Here is a 21,335-nt window from a genome sequence, read left to right on the forward strand (position 1 = left end):
GTAAACTGCGTACACTGTACAGGTCAGGGGGGCGCCGGTCCGTCCCGTCCGCCGGGGCGCCGTGCCGCGCCCGCGCCGGCGGCACGCCACGGCTCCCGGACGTCCTCGGACCCCCGACCCATTCCGGCGCAACGGAGGCCATCCGATGGACACGACGACGCACCCCGCCGACAGCCACGACCTGATCCGCGTCCTGGGCGCCCGGGCGAACAACCTGCGGGACGTCTCGGTGGCGATCCCCAAGCGCCGCCTCACCGTGTTCACCGGGGTCTCCGGATCCGGCAAGAGCTCCCTGGTCTTCGGCACGATCGCCGCGGAGTCCCGGCGGCTGATCAACGAGACGTACTCCACCTTCGTCCAGGGCTTCATGCCGCAGGCCGCCCGCCCCGACACCGACGTCCTGGAGGGGCTGACCCCCGCCATCGTGGTCGACCAGGAACGCATGACGCCGCAGTCCCGGTCCACCGTGGGCACCGCCAGCGACGCCCACGCCATGCTGCGCATCGTGTTCTCCCGCCTCGGAGTGCCGAGCGCGGGCCCCGGCTTCCACTACAGCTTCAACCAGCCCGCCGGCGCCTGCCCGCGCTGCGAGGGCACCGGGCAGGTCTCCGACATCGACCTCGACGCCCTCGTCGACCGGGACAGGAGCCTGCTCGAGGGGGCCATCCGGGTACCGGGCTACACCCCCGGCGGCTGGCTGGTGGGCGTCTACGCGGGCTCGGGCTTCCTGGACCCCGACAAGAAGCTCCGCGACTACACGGAGACCGAGCTCCACGACCTGCTCCACCGCGAGTCGACCAAGGTCAAGGTCGGCAGTTCCACCCTCTCGTACGAGGGGCTGGTCCACCGGGTGCGCAAGTCGCTCCTCTCCAAGGACAAGGACGCCCTGCAGCCGCACCTGCGCGCCTTCGTCGAGCGCGCCGTCGCGTTCGCGCCCTGCCCCGAGTGCGGCGGGGCGCGCCTGAACGCGGCCGCGCTGGCCTCCCGCATCCGCGGCGTCAACATCGCCGAGTGCTGCGCCATGCAGATCAGCGACCTGGCCGACTGGGTCCGCGGGCTGGACGAGCCGTCGGCGGCGCCGCTCCTGGAGAACCTGCGCCGCACCCTCGACTCCTTCGTCGAGGTCGGCCTGGGATACCTGTCGCTGGACCGCCCCTCCGGGACGCTGTCGGGCGGCGAGGCGCAGCGCGTCAAGATGATCCGCCACCTCGGCTCCAGCCTGACGGACGTCACCTACGTGTTCGACGAGCCCACCGTGGGCCTGCACCCGCACGACATCCGCCGCATGAACGACCTGCTGCTGCGCCTGCGCGACAAGGGCAACACCGTCCTGGTGGTCGAGCACAAGCCCGAGACGATCCTGATCGCCGACCACGTCGTCGACCTCGGCCCGGCCGCGGGCATCGCCGGCGGGCGGGTCTGCTACGAGGGCGACGTCGACGGGCTGCGCGCCTCCGACACCCTCACCGGCAGGCACCTCGGCTACCGGGCCGCCCTCAAGGACCGGGTCCGCACTCCCGCCGGCGTGCTGCCGATCCGCGGCGCCGACCGCAACAACCTGCGGGGCGTCGACGTCGACGTGCCCCTGGGCGTGCTCACCGTGGTGACCGGCGTCGCCGGATCGGGCAAGAGCTCCCTGGTCCACGGGGCCGTCTCCCGCGCCGACGGCGTGGTCGTCGTCGACCAGACGGCCATCAAGGGCTCGCGCCGCTCCAACCCGGCCACCTACACGGGGCTGCTCGACCCGATCCGCACCGCGTTCGCCAAGGCCAACAAGGTCAAGGCGGCCCTGTTCAGCGCGAACTCCGAGGGCGCCTGCCCGGCCTGCAAGGGCGCCGGCGTCGTCTACACCGACCTGGCCCTCATGGCCGGCGTGGCGACCGTCTGCGAGGAGTGCGAGGGCCACCGCTTCCAGGCCGAGGTGCTCAAGCACACCCTGGGCGGCAGGAACATCGCCGAGGTGCTGGCCCTGCCCGTGGACGAGGCCGCGGACTTCTTCGCCGCGGACGGCGCGGCGGGCGTCCCGGCCGCGCACAGGATCCTGACGCGCCTGCGGGAGGTCGGCCTCGGCTACCTCACGCTGGGCCAGCCCCTGACGACCCTGTCCGGCGGGGAGCGGCAGCGCCTCAAGCTCGCCGTGCAGATGGCGTCCGACGGCGGCGTCTACGTCCTGGACGAGCCGACCACCGGCCTGCACCTGGCCGACGTCGCCCACCTCCTGACGCTGCTGGACCGGCTCGTGGACGCGGGCCGCTCGGTGATCGTCATCGAGCACCACCTGGCCGTCGTGGCCCACGCCGACCACGTCATCGACATGGGGCCGGGGGCCGGGCACGACGGGGGCCGCGTCGTCTTCCAGGGCACCCCCGCGCAGCTCGTCGCCGACCGGTCCACCCTGACCGGCGAGTACCTGGCCCGGTACGTCGAGGGCTGACGGGCCGGGGACGGGCGGAGGGGCCACGGAAGCGGACGTGTGTTCACGCCGTGACGGGGCACACGTGGGAGCGGAGGCTGATAATCATGGTTCCCCTGCTTCTCGTTCTTCTGCTCGTCCTGATCCTGTTCGGTGCGGGCTTCGCGCTCGAAGCCCTCTGGTGGGTCGCGGTCATCCTGCTGGTGGTGTGGCTGCTGGGCTTCGTCATGCGCTCGGCGGGCACCGGCGGCCGGCGCGGCCGCTGGTACCGCTGGTAGACGGGGCCCGAGCGCCCGACGCCGCGGCCCGCCCCCGAAACACCGGGGGCGGGCCGCGGCGCTGTCCGCGCCCCCCGCTTCTCCGGACCGTGCCTGCCCGGTGGCCCCGCCCCGCGCCGTCGCCCCGTGACGTGGCCCGCCCCGCCCCCACCCCCGGCGTGCCGCCCGTACCGGACGGAGCCGAACGGAAGGGGCGGCCGGCGACCTGCGCCGCCGACCGCCCCGCTCACCTTTCCCCTCGTGCCCCGCGTCCCCGTCTCACAGCGGTTTCCGCAGGCTCGTGACGCCTTCGCGCCAGGCACCCAGCAGGTGCTCCCCGAGGCGGTCCTCCAGGTGGACGGTGGCCGCGATCCCGAAGGCCACGTCGGGGGCGAGGGCCGGCTCGTCGGACAGCAGCCCGCCGACGACGTCCCTGCGGACGATCTGCTCGTGCACCGCGTCGGCGGTCACGTGCTCGGCGTAGAAGTGCTCCGCCGCCGGGCCCGCGCCGGTGCGGCGCATGGCCTCGGCGAGCCGGCGGGACCCCGGCGACGACGTCACCTCGACGGTGGCGAAGTGCCCCACCAGGGCACCCCGGTGGACCCGGTGCAGCCCGAGGAGCGACATGAGGGTGACGTTCGCCAGCATCTCGGCGGGAGCGTGGTCGAGGTACCGGCCGTAGCGGGTGTCGAGTCCCAGGTCGGTCATCAGGTCGGCGAAGAGCCGCGCGTGGACCCGCTCGGGCCGGCCCCCTCCGAACTCGTCGTACTCGACGGCCACGAACGCCGCCTTGGCCCTGCCGTGCAGCCGGGGGATGACCCACGCGTGCGGATCGGCCTCCTTGAGGTGGTAGAGGGACCGCTGGGCGGCGTACTCCCTCAGCTGCCACAGCTCGCCCTTGTCCCTGAGGAAGTGCGAGACGCCGTCGCCGTCGACGGGCTCCACGAGCAGCGCGTCGAGCGCGGCGTCCACGTCGGGCCCGCCCTCCGTCCGGGCGCGCAGCTCGTCGAGGAAGCGGCCCTCCATCGCCTGGCGCAGCGCGAGGAGCCCCGGGTCCCACTCCCAGGCCGGGTCGACGCCGTGAAAGCCCCGGTAGTGCAGTTCGTAGCAGAGGTAGAGGGCCAGCTGGAGGTCGTCGCCCAGGGGGTCGGCGGTGCGCACGGCGCCGGGGCCGGGCACCGGGCCGCCCGCCGGGCCGCGCAGGGCGGCCAGCACCCCCTCGGACACCTCTCCGCGTGCGGGCGGCAGCTCGCCTTCACGGGCGTCGGCCGCGTGCGGGATCCGGTCCTGCATGGTTCACCTCTTCGTACGTCGGCGGTGGCTCGTGTCGCACCAGGGGTAGGCGCGGCTGCGGCGGCAGGTGCACAGCGCCACGGTGAACCGCTCGGACCGCACGACGGTCCCGTCGTCGAGGGTGACCTCGACCGGGCCGTCGAGCAGCAGCGGGCCCTCCTTGGTCACCGTGACGCGGCAGGGCTCGGGGGACGGACGTCCCTCAGGGGCGGTGGGCACGGATGATCACCAGTTCTTCCTTCTCCTGGCCGGGAGCGATCAGGCCCCGGCGCTCCAGCCAGTCGGAGCGTGAGCGCAGCACGGGGCCGAAGGGTACGGAGCTGCGCCGGACGACGGTCGCCACCAGCCCCGCCCGCTCCAGCCGCTCGAGGGTGGGCGTGACGCCGCTCAGCGCCGAGTGCACCAGCAGCAGGACGCCCGAGGGCCGCAGCAGGTCGGCCGCCCCGTCACAGACCCGGTCGAGCACCGCCCGGCCGTCGTGGCCCGCGTCCCAGGCGACGGCGGCGCCCCGCCGGGGCGGCCGCTTCCGCGGGGAGGGGACGTACGGCGGGTTGCACACGATCAGGTCGAAGCGGCGGCCCGCGGCGGGCTCCAGCAGGTCCCCGTGGAGGACGCGCACTCTCTGCCGGGCGAGGAGCGCGTGCAGCCGGGCCGTGAGCACGGCGCGCCACGAGCGGTCCACGGCGGTCACCCGGGCACCCCGCCGCGCGGCGGCGAGGGCGAGCGCCCCGCTGCCGGTGCCCACGTCGAGCACCTCCGCGCCGGCCGGCAGGTCCTCGCGTTCGATGGCCTCCTGGAGGAGGAACGTGTCGGACTGCGGCGCGTACACCCCGGGGGCGAGCAGCAGCGCCCCGCCGACCCGGCCGGCGTCCATCAGACTCGGCATACCGGCTCCCTGGAAAGGTCGTGCCGGCGGCCCGGTGCCGCCCGGCGTTCTTGATCCCCGGGTGCCCGTCGGCGCCGCTTTCATCCATGGCGGACCCGGCCCGCGCCCCGGGCCCCGCCGGCGGGACCCGGGGGCCGCCGACCTGCGGGTGTCGCCGGACCGGAGCGCGGACGGGCCGCGGGGAGGGGGACGCGGAACGCCGGGGCACCGCGCCGTGGCGTGCGCAGGCGCGTCCCCGTACGCCCCGCCGCGCCGCAACTCGCCGCACCCCGGCGCGTGTTGCGGCGGTCAGGGGGCAGAAGGGAGACCATGACGGTATCGAAGAGAAGCGTCCTGGTCCTCGACTGCTCCGAGCCGGAGGCGTTGGCGGAGTTCTACGCCGGGCTGCTCGGCGCCGACGTGCGGCGCGGCGCCGACCCCGATTTCGTGGAGGTCGTCGGCCACGACGGCGTACAGCTGGCGATCCGGCGGGACCACGGGTACGCGCCGCCGAGCTGGCCGCGCCCGGACGACTCGCAGCAGGCGCACCTCCACATCCTGGTCGCGGAGGCCGACATGGACGAGGCGGAGCGGGAGGCGGTCGGTCTGGGGGCGCGGCCGGTGGACACGAAGGAGAACTCGGGACCCCGCGACGTGCGTACGTACGCCGACCCGGCGGGACACTCCTTCACCCTGGTGGCGCAGGAGGGCCGCTCCGCCTCCTGAGGGCGGTACCGGCGTCCGGAGCGGCGGGTGCCCGACCGGCGACGCCGCCCCGTGGTACCCGCACCGACACGCTGCGTGACCGGATCGTGTGCCCCCGTGACGTGCGGGCCGCCCTGGGCCCGGACGCCCCGTGGCTCCCGCGCCCGGACGGATCACCCGGCCGCGTACCCGGAACCCGCCGCGTGCGCTGAGCGGCGGCACGGCGGTGATGCCCGCGCAGCCGGGGGCGGCCGGTGCCGGGCGCACCCGCCCCGTCCCGGCCGCAGGACGCCACCGGCGGCGGGCGCCCGCGCCGCGTACCGCGACCGGCGCGGGCGGGACGGGTCCCGCGCGGAGGGGGCGGGCCCCGGAGGACCCGCCCCGCGGCCCGTCACCCGCGCGGGCGGCCCCACCGCGCCGTGAGGCGGGCGCGGTACACCCGGGCGGCGGTGCGCACCGAGAGGCGGACGCCCTCGTCACCGACGAGGGCGGCGACGGTCCGGGCCAGGAAGCGCAGTTCGGGGGAGGGGTGCCAGGAGAGGAGCTCGCCGGCGGTCCGGAGAGCGTGGACGAAGCAGGAACGGACGTGACGCATCGTGGTGACCTCACCGTTTCTCGAGTCGGGTGAGGTGCGGGCCCGCACCCCGGGCCGGCCGGTGTGCGCGTCCACCGTGGGCCGGGGCGCCAGGGGGCCCCAACTCCCCTGAGGTCACCCGGCGGAGGCGTCGTGAAGCCGCTGGTCGGCCGGGCGCGCGCCCAACTCCCGCGAGGTCCGTTCCGCGGGCGCCGCGCGGGGGAACCGGCCGCGTACCGGGGCCACTTGACCTACGCTGTGTCGTCTGCCGATCCCCCCGGAGGAGCCGATGGCGGTCGAGGACGTGGTGGCCGAGGAGGCGGTGAGGTGCCTGCGGCTGGCCCTGTGCCACCTGTACGACCTCGTGGACGCGCGGACCCCCGGACGCACTCCGCCCTCACCCGGCGCGCCGCGCCCCCGGACGAGCGAGCCCGTGTGGCGGCGGGTCCACGCCGTGATCGCCCGCCAGGTGGAGGCCGACCGCCGGAACGCCGCCACGAAGGTGCCCGGCCGGATCACGACGTTCCCCTGGCAGACCTTCCAGGCGCTCCGCGCCGACCTCCGGCGCGGCACCGGGGCCACCCGCGACCGGCAGCCGGTGCTGGAGGCGCTCAGCCGCCTCGGTGAGCCCTACCTCCTCCCCTTCGGCCTTCGTCTCGCCCTCGCCGAGGTGGCGAGGGAGATGGGGCGGCTGGCCGGGCCGGCCGGCGACGGGGGCCGGAGCCACCTGGTGCTGCTGGAGGAGACCAGCGCACGCGCCCGGCGCGAGGCGCTGCTCCTCGGCCGGGGCCCGGGGGACGCCGAGGTGTCCCTCCGGGACGTGTACGTCGCCCGCGGCACGGAGGAGCGCCTGGCGGGCGTCCTGCTCCGGCAGGCCGCGGCCCGGCGGCCGGGGCAGCCCGTGCAACTGGTCCTGGGGGAGGCGGGCACCGGCAAGACCAGCCTGCTGTGGTACCTGGCGGAACTCGTCGAGGGCCGCAGGGCCGCCGGTCCCCGCGACGAGCGGCGCACCAGGCCGCCGTCGGACGAGCGGCGTGCGGGCGCGGCGGTCCGGCCGGTACTGCTGCGCGCGGAACTGCTGCTCTCCCCGGGGGAGGGGGGCCGGCTGCTCCACTCCCTCGAACTGGCCACCCGCCAGCGCCAGTCGCGTGCCGGGATCGTCGCCCTGCTGGACACGGCGGACCTGCTCCTGCACTCCGCGGACGGCCGCGACAGGTTGCGCGAGGTGGTCGGCGTCTGCCGCGAGCAGGGCGTGCCGCTCGCCGTGACCTGCCGTACGCGCGACGCCGCCGCCCTCCAGCGGCTGCTCGGCGGGCAGCCCTCCGAAGTCGCCCTGCAGCTGGGGGACTTCCGGTACGGCGGGGAACTGGAGCGGGCGCTGTCCGCGTACTGCCGCCGCTACCTCCCGGACGGTCCCCCCGCGGCCCGCGCCGAGACGGTGGCCGCCCTGCTGGAGGCGGCCGTGCGGGGCCTGCCCGTCCGCGAGGTCGTCGCCAGGCCGCTGACGCTGCGCATGCTGTTCGAGGTGTACGCACCGCACTCGCCCAAGCCCGAGATCGACGCCGCGGGCCTGTACGACCGCTACTGGGAGCGGCGGGTCGCCGAGGACGCCCGCCACGGCTCCGCGGGAACCGCGGCGCCGGCGGCGGCCGACCTGTCGTGGCCGGCGCAGGGCCTGGCCCGCCTCATGCTGCACGACGGCGTGGTGGCCCTGCCCGCGGGCGACGCGGCGGCACGCATGGCCGGGGCGAACCCCGAGGCCGGGGACGCCGACCCGCTGGAGCAGCTGGTCCGGCTCGAAGGACGGAGCGTGATCCTGGGCGCCGGGGCGGGCGGACGGGGGGAGGGAGCCGTCCGCTTCTTCCACCAGACGCTGTTCGAGTACGCCGCCGGGCGGTGCCTGGTGCGCCTCGCATCGGAGAGGAGGCAGTCCTACTACGCGGCGCTGGACAGGCACCTCCGGGCGCACCCGGACGACTTCCTGCGGGCGGTGGTCGCCGAGCAGGCGCTCGTCCAGGGCATGCGCGCGGACGGGCGCGTGCGCGACGACGCGGCGGACCTGCTGACGGACCTCCTGGACAGCGAGGACGTCGACCTCCAGGTGATCGCGGTCCGCGCCTACGCGCTGCTGCCGGACGACGTGTTCGGCGACGTCCGGGAGAGGTTCCACCGGTACCTGCGGGAAAGGGCCTCCACGGCCATGGTGCGGGAGCTGCTGGCCGTCCTCCCGACGCGCGAACACGCCGACCCGCGGCGCGTGGTCGAGGACGCGGCCGTCGTCCTGCGCCACCACTCCCGCATGGAACGCCGCGTCCTGGACCTGCTGTGCCGCTTCGGGCGGATCGACCGGGGCACCGCCGACGCCGTCCGGTCGCTGCTGCGCACCCTGTGCGCGGACACCGCCCGGTGCGTGGAACGCCGGGTGTCCCCCGGCGAACCCGAGGCGGCCGGCTGCGGCGGGCCGCGGTGCCTGTGGTCGTGGCTGGTCGGCCTGGGCGCGAACGACGCGGGCAGCCACGGCAACCACGCGGTGCGGCTGGTCGACGCCCTGGGGGACCACCGAAGCGAGTGGGCCGCGGACCGGATGCGCGAACTGCTGGCCCTCGCCGAGCGGCACCGGTCCCGGATCCAGACCCTGCAGTGCGTGTCGGCGGTCCTCCGGCGCTCCGGCGACGCCGACTGGGACGCTCTCTTCCCGGTCGCCGCCGGGATCGCCCAGCGCCTCGGCACCGACAAGGCGGTCGACGGCGGGGCCGAGGAGACCGCCCGGGACGACGAGGACGGCGACGCCTGGGACGCGCCGGCGCAGGCGGAGGAGTGGCGCCGGGCCCAGGCGGCCCTCGACGCCCACTGGTTCGCGTCCGCCCCGGGGCGGACCCCGGCGGAAGTGGTGCGGGCCCTGGCCGCCGAGGGGACGAAGCCGTTCGACGTCGAGGCGGCACGGCTGCGGGCGGTCCTCGGGCAGGTGGGGGAACGGCTCCGGCGGGCGCCCGAGGGGGTCCCCGAACTCCTGGAAGAGACCGTCGCGCTGTGCGCGGGCAGGGACGTCGTCGACGACGTCGCCGCGCACCTCCTGCCGCCGCTGCTCGCCGAGCCCGCCGACGACCCCGGTACGCGCGCCGCCGCGGAGTGGTGCGCCGAACGCATCGGTGGACTGCCCTCCCCGCGGGGCGGCCGGGCGGGAGCCGCCGCCGTGCGCTTCGCGGTCGGCGGGGTCTCCGGGCTGCCGCCCGCCCGGTCGGCGCGGATCGTGCCCTGGCCGTCGGCCGGACGCCCGTGGGGGGAGGACCGGACGGACGGGACGTTCCTCGTGCTGCACGGCGCCGCGCGGCTCGTCGTCCCCCTGGCGGCGGCGGGCCACGCCAGGGCGTTCGTGGCGCTGGAACGCTGGCGGGCCCTGGAGAAGGGCCGCCACGACCAACAGGTCCGCGGCGGCAACGAGTGGCCCGCCTTCCTGGGCGGCAGGCCCTACCACGGCCGCCGCGTCCGCGACGCGTTGAGCGGGCTGATCCAGGCGGCCCTCGCCGACCACGCGCCCCACGCCCCGGAACTGCTGGAGGAGGCGCTGCGCCACCGGGTGCCCCAGGCCGACGTCCCGTGGCTGGCGAAGCTGGCGAAGGCGACCCTGGAGCAGCCCGCCCCGTCCGCGGCCGGGCTCGCGCTGTTCGACCGGTTCGGCCCCGGCCTGGCGGAGTGGTGCGCCGACCTGTGGGGGACGGCGCCCTGCCCGGACCCCGAGGCCAAGGCGGCGGCGCTGCGGCTGTGGGGGCACCTCGTCCGGCTGGGGGCCGCCGACCGGCCCGCGCTCGCCGCCCAGGCCCGGGTGGCCGGGAGGGTGACCAGGGGGCACTGGCGGACCTTCCTGCGGGTCCTGCGGGACTGGAACGGCCACGACGTCTCCGCGGTCGCCTCCGCGGGCGGGGAGCCCGGGTGGGAGGAGCTGGACGCCGCGCTGGCGTCGGCGGACGTCCCGGACGGGACCGGCGCCGACACGGCCCTCCTCGGGCTGTTCCTCCGCTGCCGGTTCGCCCCGCTCGCGACCGCCGAGGACGTCGCGCAGGCGGTCGGGGCCGTCACGGCCCGGATCGCGCGCTCGACCCGTACCGACACGATCCACGAGACGGGGGCGGGGTTCCTCGTCGAACGCCTCTGCGCGACGGACCCGTCCCGCGCCGTCGAGGTGACCCTGGCCGTGGCGCGGCAGTCGGCCGGTGGCGGCCTGGACGACCCCCACCACGTCACGCGCCTGGGGTGGAAGTGGCAGAAGCCGCTGACCCGGCTCGCCGTGACGGCCGGGCGCGACGACTGGCTGGAGCTGGTCGCGGGCCTGGCGGGCGGCCCGCGGTCGATGCTGCAGAAGGCCCTGGACACGGCCGCCGCCCACCGCCGCGACGAGGACGTACGGGCCGACGCCGAGAGCAGGCTGGCCGGCAGCCCCTACCGCGACCTGGCCATGGCGGGACTCCGCGACGCCGCGGTCCGGTACCGCAGGGCGCCCCTGGAGGAGAGGCGGTGGCCCGCGGTCCTGGCCCCCGCCGACTGCGGAGGCCCGACCGGTTGAGCGGCCGGCGCACGGGGGGGGCGCCCGGGTGCGGGGGACACCGGGAGGTGCGACGCCCGGGCGGGGCGGGTGTGGTGTACGCCCGGGGCGGGAGGGGAACACGCCGCAGGGCGCGGACGCCGTCCCCGGGGCGCGGGTTTCCGGGCCGGGGGATCTTCCCGGGGACTTTGCCCTTCCTTTACCCTTGGGGGTCGGGGCGTCCGCCCCACCGCAAGCCCACCGGAGGCCCCCGGCCTCCGTGACCGAGAAGGAGCAGCAGACCCGCAATGGGTGAACCTCCCAGTACCAGCCGTGCCGCGTCCCCCACGCCCGTGACCGGTGAGAGGGGGGTGGCACGGTGACCGAAGTGCTCCTGCTGCTCCTCGCCCTCGCCCTCACCCTGGCCTGCGCCGTCTTCGTCGCGGCCGAGTTCTCGCTGACCACGGTCGAACGCGGTGAACTGGAGCGTGCCGCCGAGGCCGGCGAGCGCGGCGCCGACAGCGCGCTGAAGGCGGCCAGGCGCCTCACCTTCCAGCTGTCGGGCGCCCAGCTCGGCATCACCGTGACCTCCCTGGTCATCGGCATGCTGGCCGAGCCGTCGGTCTCGGTCCTGCTCCACGGACCGCTGGAGGCCACCGGCCTGCCCGCCGGCGCGGTGTCGACCCTCTCCACGTTCCTCGGGGTGGCCGCCTCCACCGTGGTGCTCATGGTGGTGGGCGAGCTGGTCCCGAAGAACTGGGCGATCGCGCGCCCGCTGGCGGTGGCCAAGGTCGTCGCGGCGCCGCAGCGCGCCTTCACCGCCGCGTTCGGCCCGCTGATCCACCACCTGAACGACACCGCGAACCGGCTCGTGCGCCGCTTCGGACTGGAGCCGGCCGAGGAGCTGGCCTCCGCCCGCACCCCCGACGAGCTCGTCGCCCTCGCCCGGCACTCCGCCCGCGAGGGGGCGATCGAGGAGGACTCCGCCGAGCTGTTCGTGCGCACCCTGCACCTGGGCGAGCTGACCGCGGAGAACGTCATGACCCCGCGCGTCGACGTCAAGGCGCTGGAACTGCGCGCCACGGCCGCCGACGCCGCGAACCTGACCCTGGCCACCGGCCTGTCCCGCTTCCCCGTCTACCGCGACACCCTCGACGAGGTCGTCGGCACCGTCCACATCCGCGACGTGCTCGCCCTCGACGAGGAGAAGCGCCCCCTCACCCCCGTCTCCGCCCTCGCCACCGAACCCCTGCTCGTCCCGCACTCCCTGCCCGTGGACAAACTGCTGGGCCGCCTGCGCGCCACCCACACCATGGCCGTGGTCATCGACGAGTACGGCGGCACGGCGGGCGTCGCCACCGTCGAGGACATCGTCGAGGAGGTCGTCGGCGAGGTCCGCGACGAGCACGACCCGCACGAGACGCCCGACCTCGCCGAGGACGCCCCGGCGCCCGACGGCCGCCGGGTCTGGCAGGCCGACGGCAGCATCCGCCTCGACCAGCTCGCCGAGATCGGCCTGACCGCCCCCGACGGCCCGTACGAAACCCTCGCCGGCCTCGTCGCCACCCGCCTGGAGCGCATCCCCACCGTGACCGACCGACTCGACGTCGACGGCTGGCAGCTCGCGGTGCTCCACGTCGAGCACCACCGCGCCGACCGCGTCCGCCTCACCGCCCCCGCGCCGGACGGCGCCGACACGACCACCGCGACGCGGGAGAAGGCGACCCGATGACCACCCTCCAGCTCCTCGTCGGCGCGTTGACCCTGCTGACCAACGCGTTCTTCGTCGGCGCCGAGTTCGCGATGATCTCGGTACGCCGCAGCCAGATCGAACCGGCCGCCCTCGCCGGGAACCGGCGGGCCAGGACCACCCTGTGGGGCCTGGAACACCTCTCGGCGCTGATGGCGACCGCCCAGCTCGGCATCACCGTCTCCTCGCTGGTGCTGGGAGCCGTCGCCGAACCGGCCATCGCCCACCTGCTGGAACCGCCGTTCCACGCCGTCGGCGTCCCCGAGGGCCTGACCCACCCCATCGCCTTCGTCATCGCCCTGACCCTGGCGACGTACCTCCACATGCTCGTCGGCGAGATGGTCCCCAAGAACATCGCCCTGGCCGCGCCCGCGCCCACCGCGCTGCTCCTGGGGCCCCCGCTCGTCGCGCTCACCCGGGCCCTGCGCCCGGTCGTCTTCGGGATCAACGCGTTCGCCAACGCGATCCTGCGGCTGCTGAAGGTCGAGCCGAAGGACGAGGTGGCCTCCGTCTACACCGACGACCAGCTCGCGCGGCTGGTCAGGGACTCCAGCGAGGCCGGGCTCCTCGACCCCGAGGACGGCGACCGGCTGCGCGACGCGCTGGAACTGGGCACCCGACCCGCCGGCGAGGTCATGGTCCCCCTCAACCGCATGACCACCGTCCCGCACACCACCACCCCGCAGGACCTGGAACGCGCCGCCGCAGCCCACGGGTTCTCCCGCCTGCCGGTCACCGGCCCCGGCGGGACGCTGCTGGGCTACCTCCACATCAAGGACGCCCTGGGCGCGGCCGACCGCACCGCGCCGTTCCCCCGCACCGCCCTGCACCCGATGACGAGGGTCGCCCTCGACACCCCGCTCGACGACACCATGACCGCCATGCGCGCCGCCGGCACCCACCTGGCGGCCGTCACCGGCAACAAGGGCACCGTCATCGGTTTCGTCACCATGGAGGACGTCCTGGAGGAACTCGTCGGCCCCGCCGCCGAACCCGCGACCTGAGCGGATCCCGCGGCCGCCGGAGCCCGTGCGGCACCGGGCCCGGGCCCCGTGCCGTACGGGGGCCCGGGCCCGACCCGTCAGCGCAGGTCGAGCCGCATCAGGACACGGGGGTGGCCGGCCAGCACCGAGGTGGTGTCGGCGGCGTGGACGAACCCGGCGCGCTCGAAGTTCCTCCGGATCCCCGCGTACGCCATCGTCATGTCGACCCTGGCGTCACCGCTGTCGAGGGGGTACGCCTCGACCACCGGCGCGCCGTGGCCGCGGGCGAACTCCACCGCGCCGGCGATCAGGGCGTGCGAGATCCCCTTCTTCCGGTGGCCGGGGCGTACGCGCACGCACCACAGCGACCAGACCGGGAGGTCGTCGACGTGCGGGATGCTGCGGCTGCGCGCGAAGGAGGTGGCGGCGCGCGGTGCGACGGCGGCCCAGCCGACCGGCTCGCCGTCGTCGTAGGCGATCACGCCCGGAGGGGTGCCCTCGCGGCACAGCCCGGCGACGTACTCGCCGCGGTCCGGGCCGCGGAGCTCGTTGTTGAGCTTGGACGGGATCCGGTAGCTCAGGCACCAGCAGACGTTGGCCCCGGGCGACTTCGGGCCGAGCAGGGTGCGGACGTCGGCGAAGACGGAAGCCGGGCGCACTTCGATGGTCATGACCCCACGATGTCACGCGGCACCGACAACGCACCGGGCGCGGAGCCGGCCCACGGCACCCGCCGGAGCGGTAGGGGAGGTGGGGCCCGACGGGCCGGGCCCCACGCCGTGGGACCGGGCACGACGCCGGCCGGGGGCGACCCGCAGGAGGGGTCGGCCCGATACGCGGGTACCCGCAGGGACGTCGTCCGCCCGGACGACCGGACGGGGCGCCGCGGCGCCGTTCGTCCGCCCCCGCAGTGCGCGTCACGGAGGCCGGGTTGCGTTTCCACCACAGTCGTCCCGTCGACCCCGGTCACCGCCGTGTCCGCCACGGGCGCGGCTTCCGCTACCTCGACCCCCAGGGACAGCCGCTGCGCGACCCCGCCGAACTGGACCGTATCCGCGCGCTGGTCATCCCGCCCGCCTGGGACGACGTGTGGATCTGCGCCCGGCCCAACGGCCACCTCCAGGCCGTCGGCACCGACACGGCCGGCCGCCGCCAGTACCTCTACCACCCCCGGTTCCGCGCCGAGCAGGAGCAGGCCAAGCACGAGCACGTCCTCGACGTCGCCGAGGCCCTGCCCGCCGTGCGGGAGACCGTCGAGGGCCACCTGGGCGACCGCGGCCTGACCCGGCAGCGGGTCCTGGCCACCGCCGTGCGCCTCCTCGACTTCGGCTTCTTCCGCATCGGCAGCGACCGCTACGCGGAGCTCAACAACAGCTACGGCCTCACCACGCTGCTGCGGGAGCACTCCCGCTGCCGGGGCGGCGCCGTCCTCTTCACGTACACCGGCAAGCACGGCAGGGAGATGGCCCAGACCGTCGTCGACCCCGCCGTCTGCCGCAGCCTCACCGCGCTGCTGCGCCGCCGCGGCGGCGGGGACCGGCTCCTCGCCTACTGGGAGCGGCCCGCCTGGCGCGACGTGACCGGCGCCGACGTCAACGCGTACCTGAGGGAGATCGCCGGTCTGGAGATCACCGCCAAGGACTTCCGCACCTGGCACGCCACGGTCATGGCCGCCGTGGCGCTGGCCGTCTCGCAGCCCGCCGCGCGCAGCGAGAGCGCCCGGCGGCGGGCCATCGCCCGCGCGTGCCGCGAGGTCTCCGGGTACCTCGGCAACACCCCGGCGGTCTGCCGCGCCTCCTACATCAACCCGCGGGTGATCGAGCTGTACGAGGAGGGCGTCACGGTCGCCGCCGCCCTGCCGTACCTCGGGGACGAGGGCGCGTCCGGCGTCCCCGCCACCCAGGGGCCCGTCGAGCGGGCCGTGCTGCACGTGCTCCGGACCGGGAGCCCGCCCGAGACGGCCTGACCCCGCGCGTGGGGACGTCACCGAGGCCGCCCGCCGTGCCCCGCCGCCACCGGGCCGGTGGTCCGGCGGTCAGGGGGCCCCGGCCCGGTGGCGGACGCCGCCGTCCTTCCTCACGCACCGGACGCGCCCGGTGGCGGCGGTGTCCCGGAACGGGTCGCCGTGCAGGGCGATCAGGTCGGCGGTGGCCCCCGGGGGCGATCCGGCCGGGGTCGGGCCGCTCCGGGAGGTCGGCGGCGACGCTGGTCGCGGCGCGCAGCGCCCGCAGGGCGGTGAACCCGTGGGCCCGCAGGGTGGGGAACTCGCGCCGGTCGTCGGCGTGGGGGAACGTGCCGGCGTCGGTACCGAAGGCGACCTCGACCCCGGTGGGGACGTCCACGACCCGCTCGGACAGCGGCGTGCGCTCCGGCGCCGTCGCACCCGGAGGGGGACGGGGCGCGACGGCGCCTCCCCGGCGGGCCGGGGACGCCGGGGAGGAGGGGGAGCGCGGGGCCGGCGCGCCCGTCAGTCGCGCGGGGCGTCCAGGGCCTCCTGCGCGGTGGGGTGGAACGTGAAGACCCGGTCGAGACCGACGGTCTGGAGGACCCGGAGGAGGTCGTGGCCGACCCCCGCCAGGAACAGGGAGCACCCGGCGGCCTCGGTGCGGTGGTAGGCGGTGATGAGCACGGTGATGCCGGTGGAGTCGCAGTAGGTGAGGCCGGACAGGTCGAGCACGAGGACGCCGCCACGGGTGAGGGGGATGCCCTCCAGCGACCGGCTGAGTCGGGGCGCGGTGTGGTGGTCGAGTTCACCGGCCACCTTCACCAGGACCCGATCGGCCCCGTGGATCTGCTGGTCGATGGTCAGGAAGGGATCGGTCACCGGTTCTCCAGGCGGGATGAGGGGACGAGGGTGGTACGGACGGGGGCGGGCCGGCTCCTCCGCGACCGGCGCCGCCCGGCCCCGTGGGGCGCCGGGCGGCCGCTCACGGGCCGGCGGGGACGGGGGCCCGGCGCGTCGACGGCGCCCGGGCGCCGCCCGTCGGGGGCGGTGATCGGCGCGGCGTCGGGGGAGCGGACCCCGAGGCCGCCGAGGGCCAAGGGGCGCTGCGCGGTACGCGCTTCGGCGAGGGGACGGCGAGGACGGCCGCACGCCTGTCCTCGCCGGTGGACGGCGTGAGCGGTCGTGCCGGTGGACTGGATGCCATCGCCCGCTCTCCGCCTGGGTCGTTCCGTCACCATGTCGAGTACTGGTGCCCGAATCGGAGGATTTATCCTGCGGAGTGACCGACTTTCTCGTGGGAAGAAGCGCGGTACAGACAGCAGCCGCCGCGGGCCCGTGCTCCCGCGGCGGCCTTCCCGGCCGACGGCGCCCGCCCTGCGGACGCCCGTGTCGCGGCGGGGCAGGACGAGCGTGGACGAGAGGGTCTTCCGTGGCGGGTTCCACAGGAACCGGGCAGCCGACGCCCGGTGCGGCGGCCGTCGGGGTGTTCGCCGCCGACGGGGAGGTCGGCGGGGACCTCGCGGCGGTCGACTGGGCCGCCACCCCGCTGGGGCCGCCGGACGGCTGGCCGCAGAGCCTGCGGACGGCGGTGAGCATCCTGCTGTCGTCCCGGTTCCCCATGTGGATGGCGTGGGGACCCGACCTGACGTTCTTCTGCAACGCCGCCTACCGGCGGGACACGCTGGGCCGGAAGTACCCCTGGGCCCTGGGCCGCCCGGCCGACGAGGTGTGGGCGGAGATCTGGGACGACATCGGTCCGCGCATCGACGCGGTGCTGACCACCGGCGAGGCCACCTGGGACGAGGCGCTGCTGCTGTTCCTGGAGAGGTCCGGGTACACCGAGGAGACCTACCACACCTTCTCCTACAGCCCGTTGCGGGACGACTGCGGCACGGTGGTCGGGATGCTGTGCGTGGTCAGCGAGGAGACCGAGCGGGTCATAGGCGAACGGCGCATGGCGACGCTGCGGGACCTGGGGTCGGACCCGAGCGTCGTACGGACCGAGGAGGAGACGCTGGCCTTCGCCGGCCGGCAGCTCGACCGCAACCCGCGCGACCTGCCCTTCACCCTGACGTACCTGTTCCAGCCGGACGGCACCGCGCGCCGGGTGGCGGTCACCGGACTGCCCGCCGGGCACCCCGCGGCGCCCGAGGTCCTGGCGCCCGACGACACGGACGCGCCGTGGCCGGTCGCCGCCCCGGCCCGGGGGGAGCCGGGGGAACTCGCCCTCGAAGGACTCCCGTTCGCCGCCCTCCCCACGGGGCCGTGGCCGAAGCCGCCCGTCCGGGCCCTGGTCACCCCCCTGCAGCAGCAGGGCGGCGCACCCCACGGTTTCCTGGTCGCCGGACTGAACCGCTACCGCCCCCTGGACGCGGGGTACCGGGGGTTCGTCGAACTGGTCGCCGGACACGTCGCGGCCGGGATCTCCGGCGCGCGCAGCTACCGGGCCCAGCAGCGGCGTGCCGAGGAACTGGCGGAGCTGGACCGCGTGAAGACCGCCTTCTTCTCCAACATCAGCCACGAGTTCCGCACCCCCCTGACCCTGATCATGGGGCCGGTGGCGGAACTCCGCGCGCGACTCGGCGAGACCGACCCCCGGGTGCGCGAGGAACTGGACGTCATCCACCGCAACGGTCTGCGGCTGGGCAAACTCGTCAACAACCTGCTGGACTTCTCCCGCATCGAGGCCGGACGCATGCGCGCCCGGTACGAGCCCGTCGACCTGGCGGCGGTCACCGCCGAACTGGCCGGCGTCTTCCGCTCGGCGATGGACAAGGCCGGCCTGGCGTTCGAGGTCGACTGCCCCCCGCTGCCCGAGCCGGTGCACCTCGACCGGGACATGTGGGAGAAGATCATCCTCAACCTGCTCGGCAACGCGTTGAAGTTCACCTTCGAGGGGTCCGTCCGCGTCGAGGTCCGCGCCGAGGACGGCCACGCGGTGCTCACGGTCGCCGACACGGGCATCGGCGTGCCCGCCAAGGAGGTGCCGAGGCTCTTCGAGCGCTTCCACCGCGTCGAGTCCGCCCTCTCCCGCTCCAACGAGGGCAGCGGCATCGGCCTCGCCCTGGTCAGGGAGTTCGTCGGCCTGCACGGCGGCACCGTCTCCGTCGACAGCACCCTGGGAGAGGGCACCCGCTTCACCGTCCGGCTGCCCTTCGGGGCGGAGCACCTGCCCGCCGACGCCCCCGCCCGAGTGGCCCCGCCCATCTCCGCCGGGGCGGCCCCGGCCACCTCCGAGCCGTACGTCCAGGAGGCACTGCGCTGGCTGCCCGCCGGCGCGCCCGACCCGGAGCCCCCCGCGGCGCCGGCCCCGGGCGGCGCGCCCGGGCCCGCCGTACCGATGCGGGTACTGATCGCGGACGACAACGCCGACATGCGCGAGTACCTCGGCCGCATCCTGCGGGACGCCGGGTACCGGGTGGAGGCGGTCGCCGACGGGCACGAAGCGCTGCGGGCCGTGCGCGCCGATGCCCCCGACCTCGTGGTCAGCGACGTGATGATGCCCCTCGTGGACGGGCTGACCCTGGTGCGGGAGCTGCGCGCGGACCCGCGCACCGCGGCCGTACCGGTGCTGATGCTGTCCGCCCGGGCCGGTCAGGAGGCCTCCATCGACGGCCTGCAGGCCGGCGCCGACGACTACCTCGTCAAACCGTTCGCGGCCGCGGAGCTCCTGGCCCGGGTACGGGCCAACGTCGAGCTGTCCCGTCTGCGCACCCACCACGCCCGCTGGCGCACCGCGCTGATCGACTCCCTCCAGGAGGCGTTCTTCGTCTGCGACGAGGACGGCGCGGTGATCGAGATCAACGCGGCGTTCACCGACATCCTCGGCTACGGTCCCGACGAACTGCCCTACGCGCCGTTCCACCCGTGGTGGCCGAAGGCCGACAGCGAACCGGACGCCCACCGGCAGGCCGCCGACGCCCTCGCCTGCATGCTGGGGGAGGGGCACGGCCGCTGCACCACCCCCGTCACCCACCGCGACGGCCGCCGGCTGTGGATCGACGCCGCCTTCAACCGGGTCCAGGACCCCGAGACCGGACGCCGCGTGATCGTCGGCACCTTCCGGGACGTCACCGCCGAGCACCACGCCGTCCAGCGCGACACCGCCCTGACGGCGCTGAGCCTGCGCCTGTCGCGGGCCACCAGCCTGCCCGAGGCGCTGTCCGGCGCCCTGGACGAGCTGAGGGGCCTGTGGGGGGCCCGGCGGGTCCTCGCCGTCGTCTTCGGCCCCCGCACGGGCCCCGCCCTGACCACGACGGACCCCTCGTCGGACTGGGAGCGGCTGCCCGCCGACCGGCGCGAGGCGCTCACCGCCCTGCGCACGCGGCCCCTGCTGACACCGGTCACCGACGCCGCCGGTGCGGGCGTCACCCTGGAGCACCCCGACGGCCCCATGGTGCTGTGGGTCGAGCCGGACCGGACCCGGCCCTTCACGGAGGAGGACCGGCTGCTGCTGTCGCTGCTGGCGGGGCACCTGGCCCAGGGCCTGGTCCGCGCCCACCAGATCGACCAGCAGCGCGAGACCGCCCTCGCCCTGCAACGGGCCATCCTCGGCCCCTCCCACCTGCCCGAGGGCTTCGCCGTCCGCTACGAACCGGCCACGCCGCCCCTGGAGGTGGGCGGCGACTGGTACGACACCGTCGCCCTGCCCGACGGGCGCATCGGCATCGTCGTCGGGGACTGCGTCGGCCGGGGCCTGGAGGCGGCCACCGTCATGGGCCAGCTGCGGAGCGCCTGCCGCGCCCTGCTCCTCCAGGACACCGGCCCGGCCAGGGCCCTCATGACGCTGGACCACTTCGCCGCGGGCATCCCCGGAGCCGTGTGCACCACCGTGTTCTGCGGCGTCCTCGACCCGGCGACCGGGCACCTGACCTACTCCAGCGCCGGGCACCCGCCGGGCGTCCTCGCCCGCGCCGACGGCACCACCCGCCTCCTGGAGGACGGGCGGTCCCTCCCGCTGGCCGTCCGCCCCGGCACGGCGCGCCCCGAGGGGGAGTGCGTCATCCCGGCGCGCGCCACCCTGATGCTGTACACCGACGGCCTCGTCGAACGCCGCCGCAGCCCGCTGAGCGCGGGCATCGACCGGGCCGCCGAGACCCTCCGGGACGGCGGGAACACCGCCGTCGACGACCTCGCCACCGAGGTCATGACCCGCCTGGCCCCCGAGGACGGGTACGACGACGACGTCGCGCTGCTGCTGTACCGGTACCCCGCGCCGTTCGACATGGCCTTCCCCGCCGAGTCGTCCCGGCTCGCGCCGGTCCGCGGGGCCCTGCGGACCTGGCTCGAACGGTGCGGCGTCCCTCCGCGGACGGCCCAGGACGTCCTCGTCGCGGCCGGCGAGGCCTGTGCCAACGCCATCGAGCACGGCCACCGCCACGACCCGGGCGGCTCCATCCGGCTCCGGGCCGAGGTCTCCGCGGACGACCTCCGCCTGACCGTCGTGGACACGGGACGGTGGAAGACCCCGCGACCCGAGGCCAACGCCCACCGGGGTCGCGGAATCACGCTGATGAGGGCCATGATGCAGCACGTCACCGTCACCACCGGCGCCGACGGCACCACCGTCCAGATGCACACGAGGATCGCGTGATGACCACTCCCCTCACCCTGACCCCCGGTCGGCGGCCCGACGGCACCGCGCTGCTGACGGCCGTCGGCGAGATCGACCTGAGCAACGCCGACGCCCTCGCCGAGGCCCTGGACCGCGCACCCGGCCAGGTCGTCCTCGACCTCACCGGGGTCGAGTACCTCGACAGCGCCGGCCTCAACGTGCTCTTCTCCCGCGCCGGACGCGTCGGACTGGTCGCCACGCCCCTCCTCGCCCCCGTGCTGACCGTCTCGGGCCTCGCCGGCCTCACGACCGTCGAGGGCCTGTAGCGCGTGCTCCCCCGTCCCCCGCGCTTCCCCGGGGACACCGGGGCCCGGGACACCGGGACGACCGGACGCGGCGCGCGGCCTGTGGGCGCGCGGGACCGGACGATCCGGCCTCCGGCCCGGCGGGCAGTAGGCTGGCGCGTGCGCGTCGGAC

15 protein-coding genes are annotated in these 21,335 nt (G+C 75.8%); 9 read left to right on the plus strand and 6 right to left on the minus strand.

Going from position 1 to position 21,335, the window contains the following annotated elements:
- Window positions 1-145 precede the first annotated feature (145 nt).
- Together IE106_RS13845 and IE106_RS13850 are read left to right on the plus strand one after the other, a co-directional pair.
- A complete protein-coding gene (locus tag IE106_RS13845; RefSeq protein WP_189533600.1) occupies window positions 146-2,434 on the plus strand; it encodes an ATP-binding cassette domain-containing protein in 2,289 nt (762 codons plus the stop codon).
- 86 nt (window positions 2,435-2,520) lie between these two features.
- Complete coding sequence (locus tag IE106_RS13850) at window positions 2,521-2,691, plus strand: DUF5670 family protein (RefSeq protein WP_023591223.1); 171 nt, start codon at window positions 2,521-2,523, stop codon at window positions 2,689-2,691.
- A gap of 258 nt (window positions 2,692-2,949) precedes the next feature.
- On the opposite strand, the gene IE106_RS13855 is transcribed toward IE106_RS13850, so the two are convergent.
- From IE106_RS13855 to IE106_RS13865, 3 genes are read right to left on the minus strand one after another with little or no spacing between them, the layout of a single operon-like run.
- The gene (locus tag IE106_RS13855) at window positions 2,950-3,963 is read right to left on the minus strand and encodes an iron-containing redox enzyme family protein (protein ID WP_189533602.1); all 1,014 of its coding nucleotides are present in this window, start codon (window positions 3,961-3,963) and stop codon (window positions 2,950-2,952) included.
- Between the two features lie 3 nt (window positions 3,964-3,966).
- On the minus strand, window positions 3,967-4,182 hold the full coding sequence (locus IE106_RS13860; RefSeq protein ID WP_189533604.1) for a CDGSH iron-sulfur domain-containing protein: 216 nt from the start codon (window positions 4,180-4,182) through the stop codon (window positions 3,967-3,969).
- Window positions 4,166-4,849, minus strand: a complete 684-nt coding sequence (locus tag IE106_RS13865; protein WP_189533606.1) for a HemK2/MTQ2 family protein methyltransferase — start codon at window positions 4,847-4,849, stop codon at window positions 4,166-4,168. Before IE106_RS13865 ends, IE106_RS13860 begins: the two co-directional genes overlap by 17 nt.
- Window positions 4,850-5,158: 309 nt before the next feature.
- Between IE106_RS13865 and IE106_RS13870 the strand changes: the two genes are divergently transcribed.
- Complete coding sequence (locus IE106_RS13870; protein WP_189533608.1) at window positions 5,159-5,554, plus strand: VOC family protein; 396 nt, start codon at window positions 5,159-5,161, stop codon at window positions 5,552-5,554.
- 370 nt (window positions 5,555-5,924) lie between these two features.
- On the opposite strand, the gene IE106_RS13875 is transcribed toward IE106_RS13870, so the two are convergent.
- Entirely contained in the window at window positions 5,925-6,128 is a 204-nt protein-coding gene (locus IE106_RS13875) for a hypothetical protein (RefSeq protein WP_189533610.1), read from the minus strand.
- A 268-nt stretch (window positions 6,129-6,396) separates the two neighbouring features.
- Here IE106_RS13875 and IE106_RS13880 point away from each other — a divergent pair, with 268 nt between their 5' ends.
- From IE106_RS13880 to IE106_RS13890, 3 genes are all read left to right on the plus strand, one after another.
- A complete protein-coding gene (locus IE106_RS13880) occupies window positions 6,397-10,668 on the plus strand; it encodes a hypothetical protein (protein ID WP_189533612.1) in 4,272 nt (1,423 codons plus the stop codon).
- 337 nt (window positions 10,669-11,005) lie between these two features.
- Window positions 11,006-12,358, plus strand: a complete 1,353-nt coding sequence (locus IE106_RS13885; protein WP_189533614.1) for a hemolysin family protein — start codon at window positions 11,006-11,008, stop codon at window positions 12,356-12,358.
- Window positions 12,355-13,380, plus strand: coding sequence for a hemolysin family protein (locus IE106_RS13890; protein ID WP_189533616.1), 1,026 nt, complete (start codon window positions 12,355-12,357; stop codon window positions 13,378-13,380). Before IE106_RS13885 ends, IE106_RS13890 begins: the two co-directional genes overlap by 4 nt.
- Window positions 13,381-13,457: 77 nt before the next feature.
- On the opposite strand, the gene IE106_RS13895 is transcribed toward IE106_RS13890, so the two are convergent.
- On the minus strand, window positions 13,458-14,030 hold the full coding sequence (locus IE106_RS13895) for a GNAT family N-acetyltransferase (RefSeq protein ID WP_189533618.1): 573 nt from the start codon (window positions 14,028-14,030) through the stop codon (window positions 13,458-13,460).
- Between the two features lie 260 nt (window positions 14,031-14,290).
- Between IE106_RS13895 and IE106_RS13900 the strand changes: the two genes are divergently transcribed.
- Window positions 14,291-15,325: a DNA topoisomerase IB gene (locus IE106_RS13900; RefSeq protein WP_189533620.1), complete on the plus strand. Its 1,035-nt coding sequence runs from the start codon at window positions 14,291-14,293 to the stop codon at window positions 15,323-15,325.
- 501 nt (window positions 15,326-15,826) lie between these two features.
- On the opposite strand, the gene IE106_RS30330 is transcribed toward IE106_RS13900, so the two are convergent.
- Window positions 15,827-16,183 (minus strand): STAS domain-containing protein, encoded by a 357-nt coding sequence (locus IE106_RS30330; RefSeq protein ID WP_229840396.1) that lies wholly within the window; start codon window positions 16,181-16,183, stop codon window positions 15,827-15,829.
- 739 nt (window positions 16,184-16,922) lie between these two features.
- Here IE106_RS30330 and IE106_RS13910 point away from each other — a divergent pair.
- Both IE106_RS13910 and IE106_RS13915 read left to right on the plus strand, forming a co-directional pair.
- Entirely contained in the window at window positions 16,923-20,897 is a 3,975-nt protein-coding gene (locus IE106_RS13910) for a SpoIIE family protein phosphatase (protein WP_229840468.1), read from the plus strand.
- On the plus strand, window positions 20,897-21,184 hold the full coding sequence (locus tag IE106_RS13915; RefSeq protein ID WP_189533626.1) for an STAS domain-containing protein: 288 nt from the start codon (window positions 20,897-20,899) through the stop codon (window positions 21,182-21,184). Before IE106_RS13910 ends, IE106_RS13915 begins: the two co-directional genes overlap by 1 nt.
- Window positions 21,185-21,335 lie beyond the last annotated feature (151 nt).

This window comes from Streptomyces roseolilacinus (assembly GCF_014649335.1).
In the GTDB taxonomy this organism is placed as follows: Bacteria; Actinomycetota; Actinomycetes; order Streptomycetales; family Streptomycetaceae; genus Streptomyces; species Streptomyces roseolilacinus.

Coding starts and splice junctions, on each gene's coding strand:
- IE106_RS13845 (WP_189533600.1), top strand. CDS start 146: ATGGACACGACGACGCACCCCGCCGACAGCCACGACCTGATCCGCGTC.
- IE106_RS13850 (WP_023591223.1), top strand. CDS start 2,521: ATGGTTCCCCTGCTTCTCGTTCTTCTGCTCGTCCTGATCCTGTTCGGT.
- IE106_RS13855 (WP_189533602.1), bottom strand. CDS start 3,963: ATGCAGGACCGGATCCCGCACGCGGCCGACGCCCGTGAAGGCGAGCTG.
- IE106_RS13865 (WP_189533606.1), bottom strand. CDS start 4,849: ATGCCGAGTCTGATGGACGCCGGCCGGGTCGGCGGGGCGCTGCTGCTC.
- IE106_RS13870 (WP_189533608.1), top strand. CDS start 5,159: ATGACGGTATCGAAGAGAAGCGTCCTGGTCCTCGACTGCTCCGAGCCG.
- IE106_RS13875 (WP_189533610.1), bottom strand. CDS start 6,128: ATGCGTCACGTCCGTTCCTGCTTCGTCCACGCTCTCCGGACCGCCGGC.
- IE106_RS13880 (WP_189533612.1), top strand. CDS start 6,397: ATGGCGGTCGAGGACGTGGTGGCCGAGGAGGCGGTGAGGTGCCTGCGG.
- IE106_RS13890 (WP_189533616.1), top strand. CDS start 12,355: ATGACCACCCTCCAGCTCCTCGTCGGCGCGTTGACCCTGCTGACCAAC.
- IE106_RS13895 (WP_189533618.1), bottom strand. CDS start 14,030: ATGACCATCGAAGTGCGCCCGGCTTCCGTCTTCGCCGACGTCCGCACC.
- IE106_RS13910 (WP_229840468.1), top strand. CDS start 16,923: ATGTGGATGGCGTGGGGACCCGACCTGACGTTCTTCTGCAACGCCGCC.
- IE106_RS13915 (WP_189533626.1), top strand. CDS start 20,897: ATGACCACTCCCCTCACCCTGACCCCCGGTCGGCGGCCCGACGGCACC.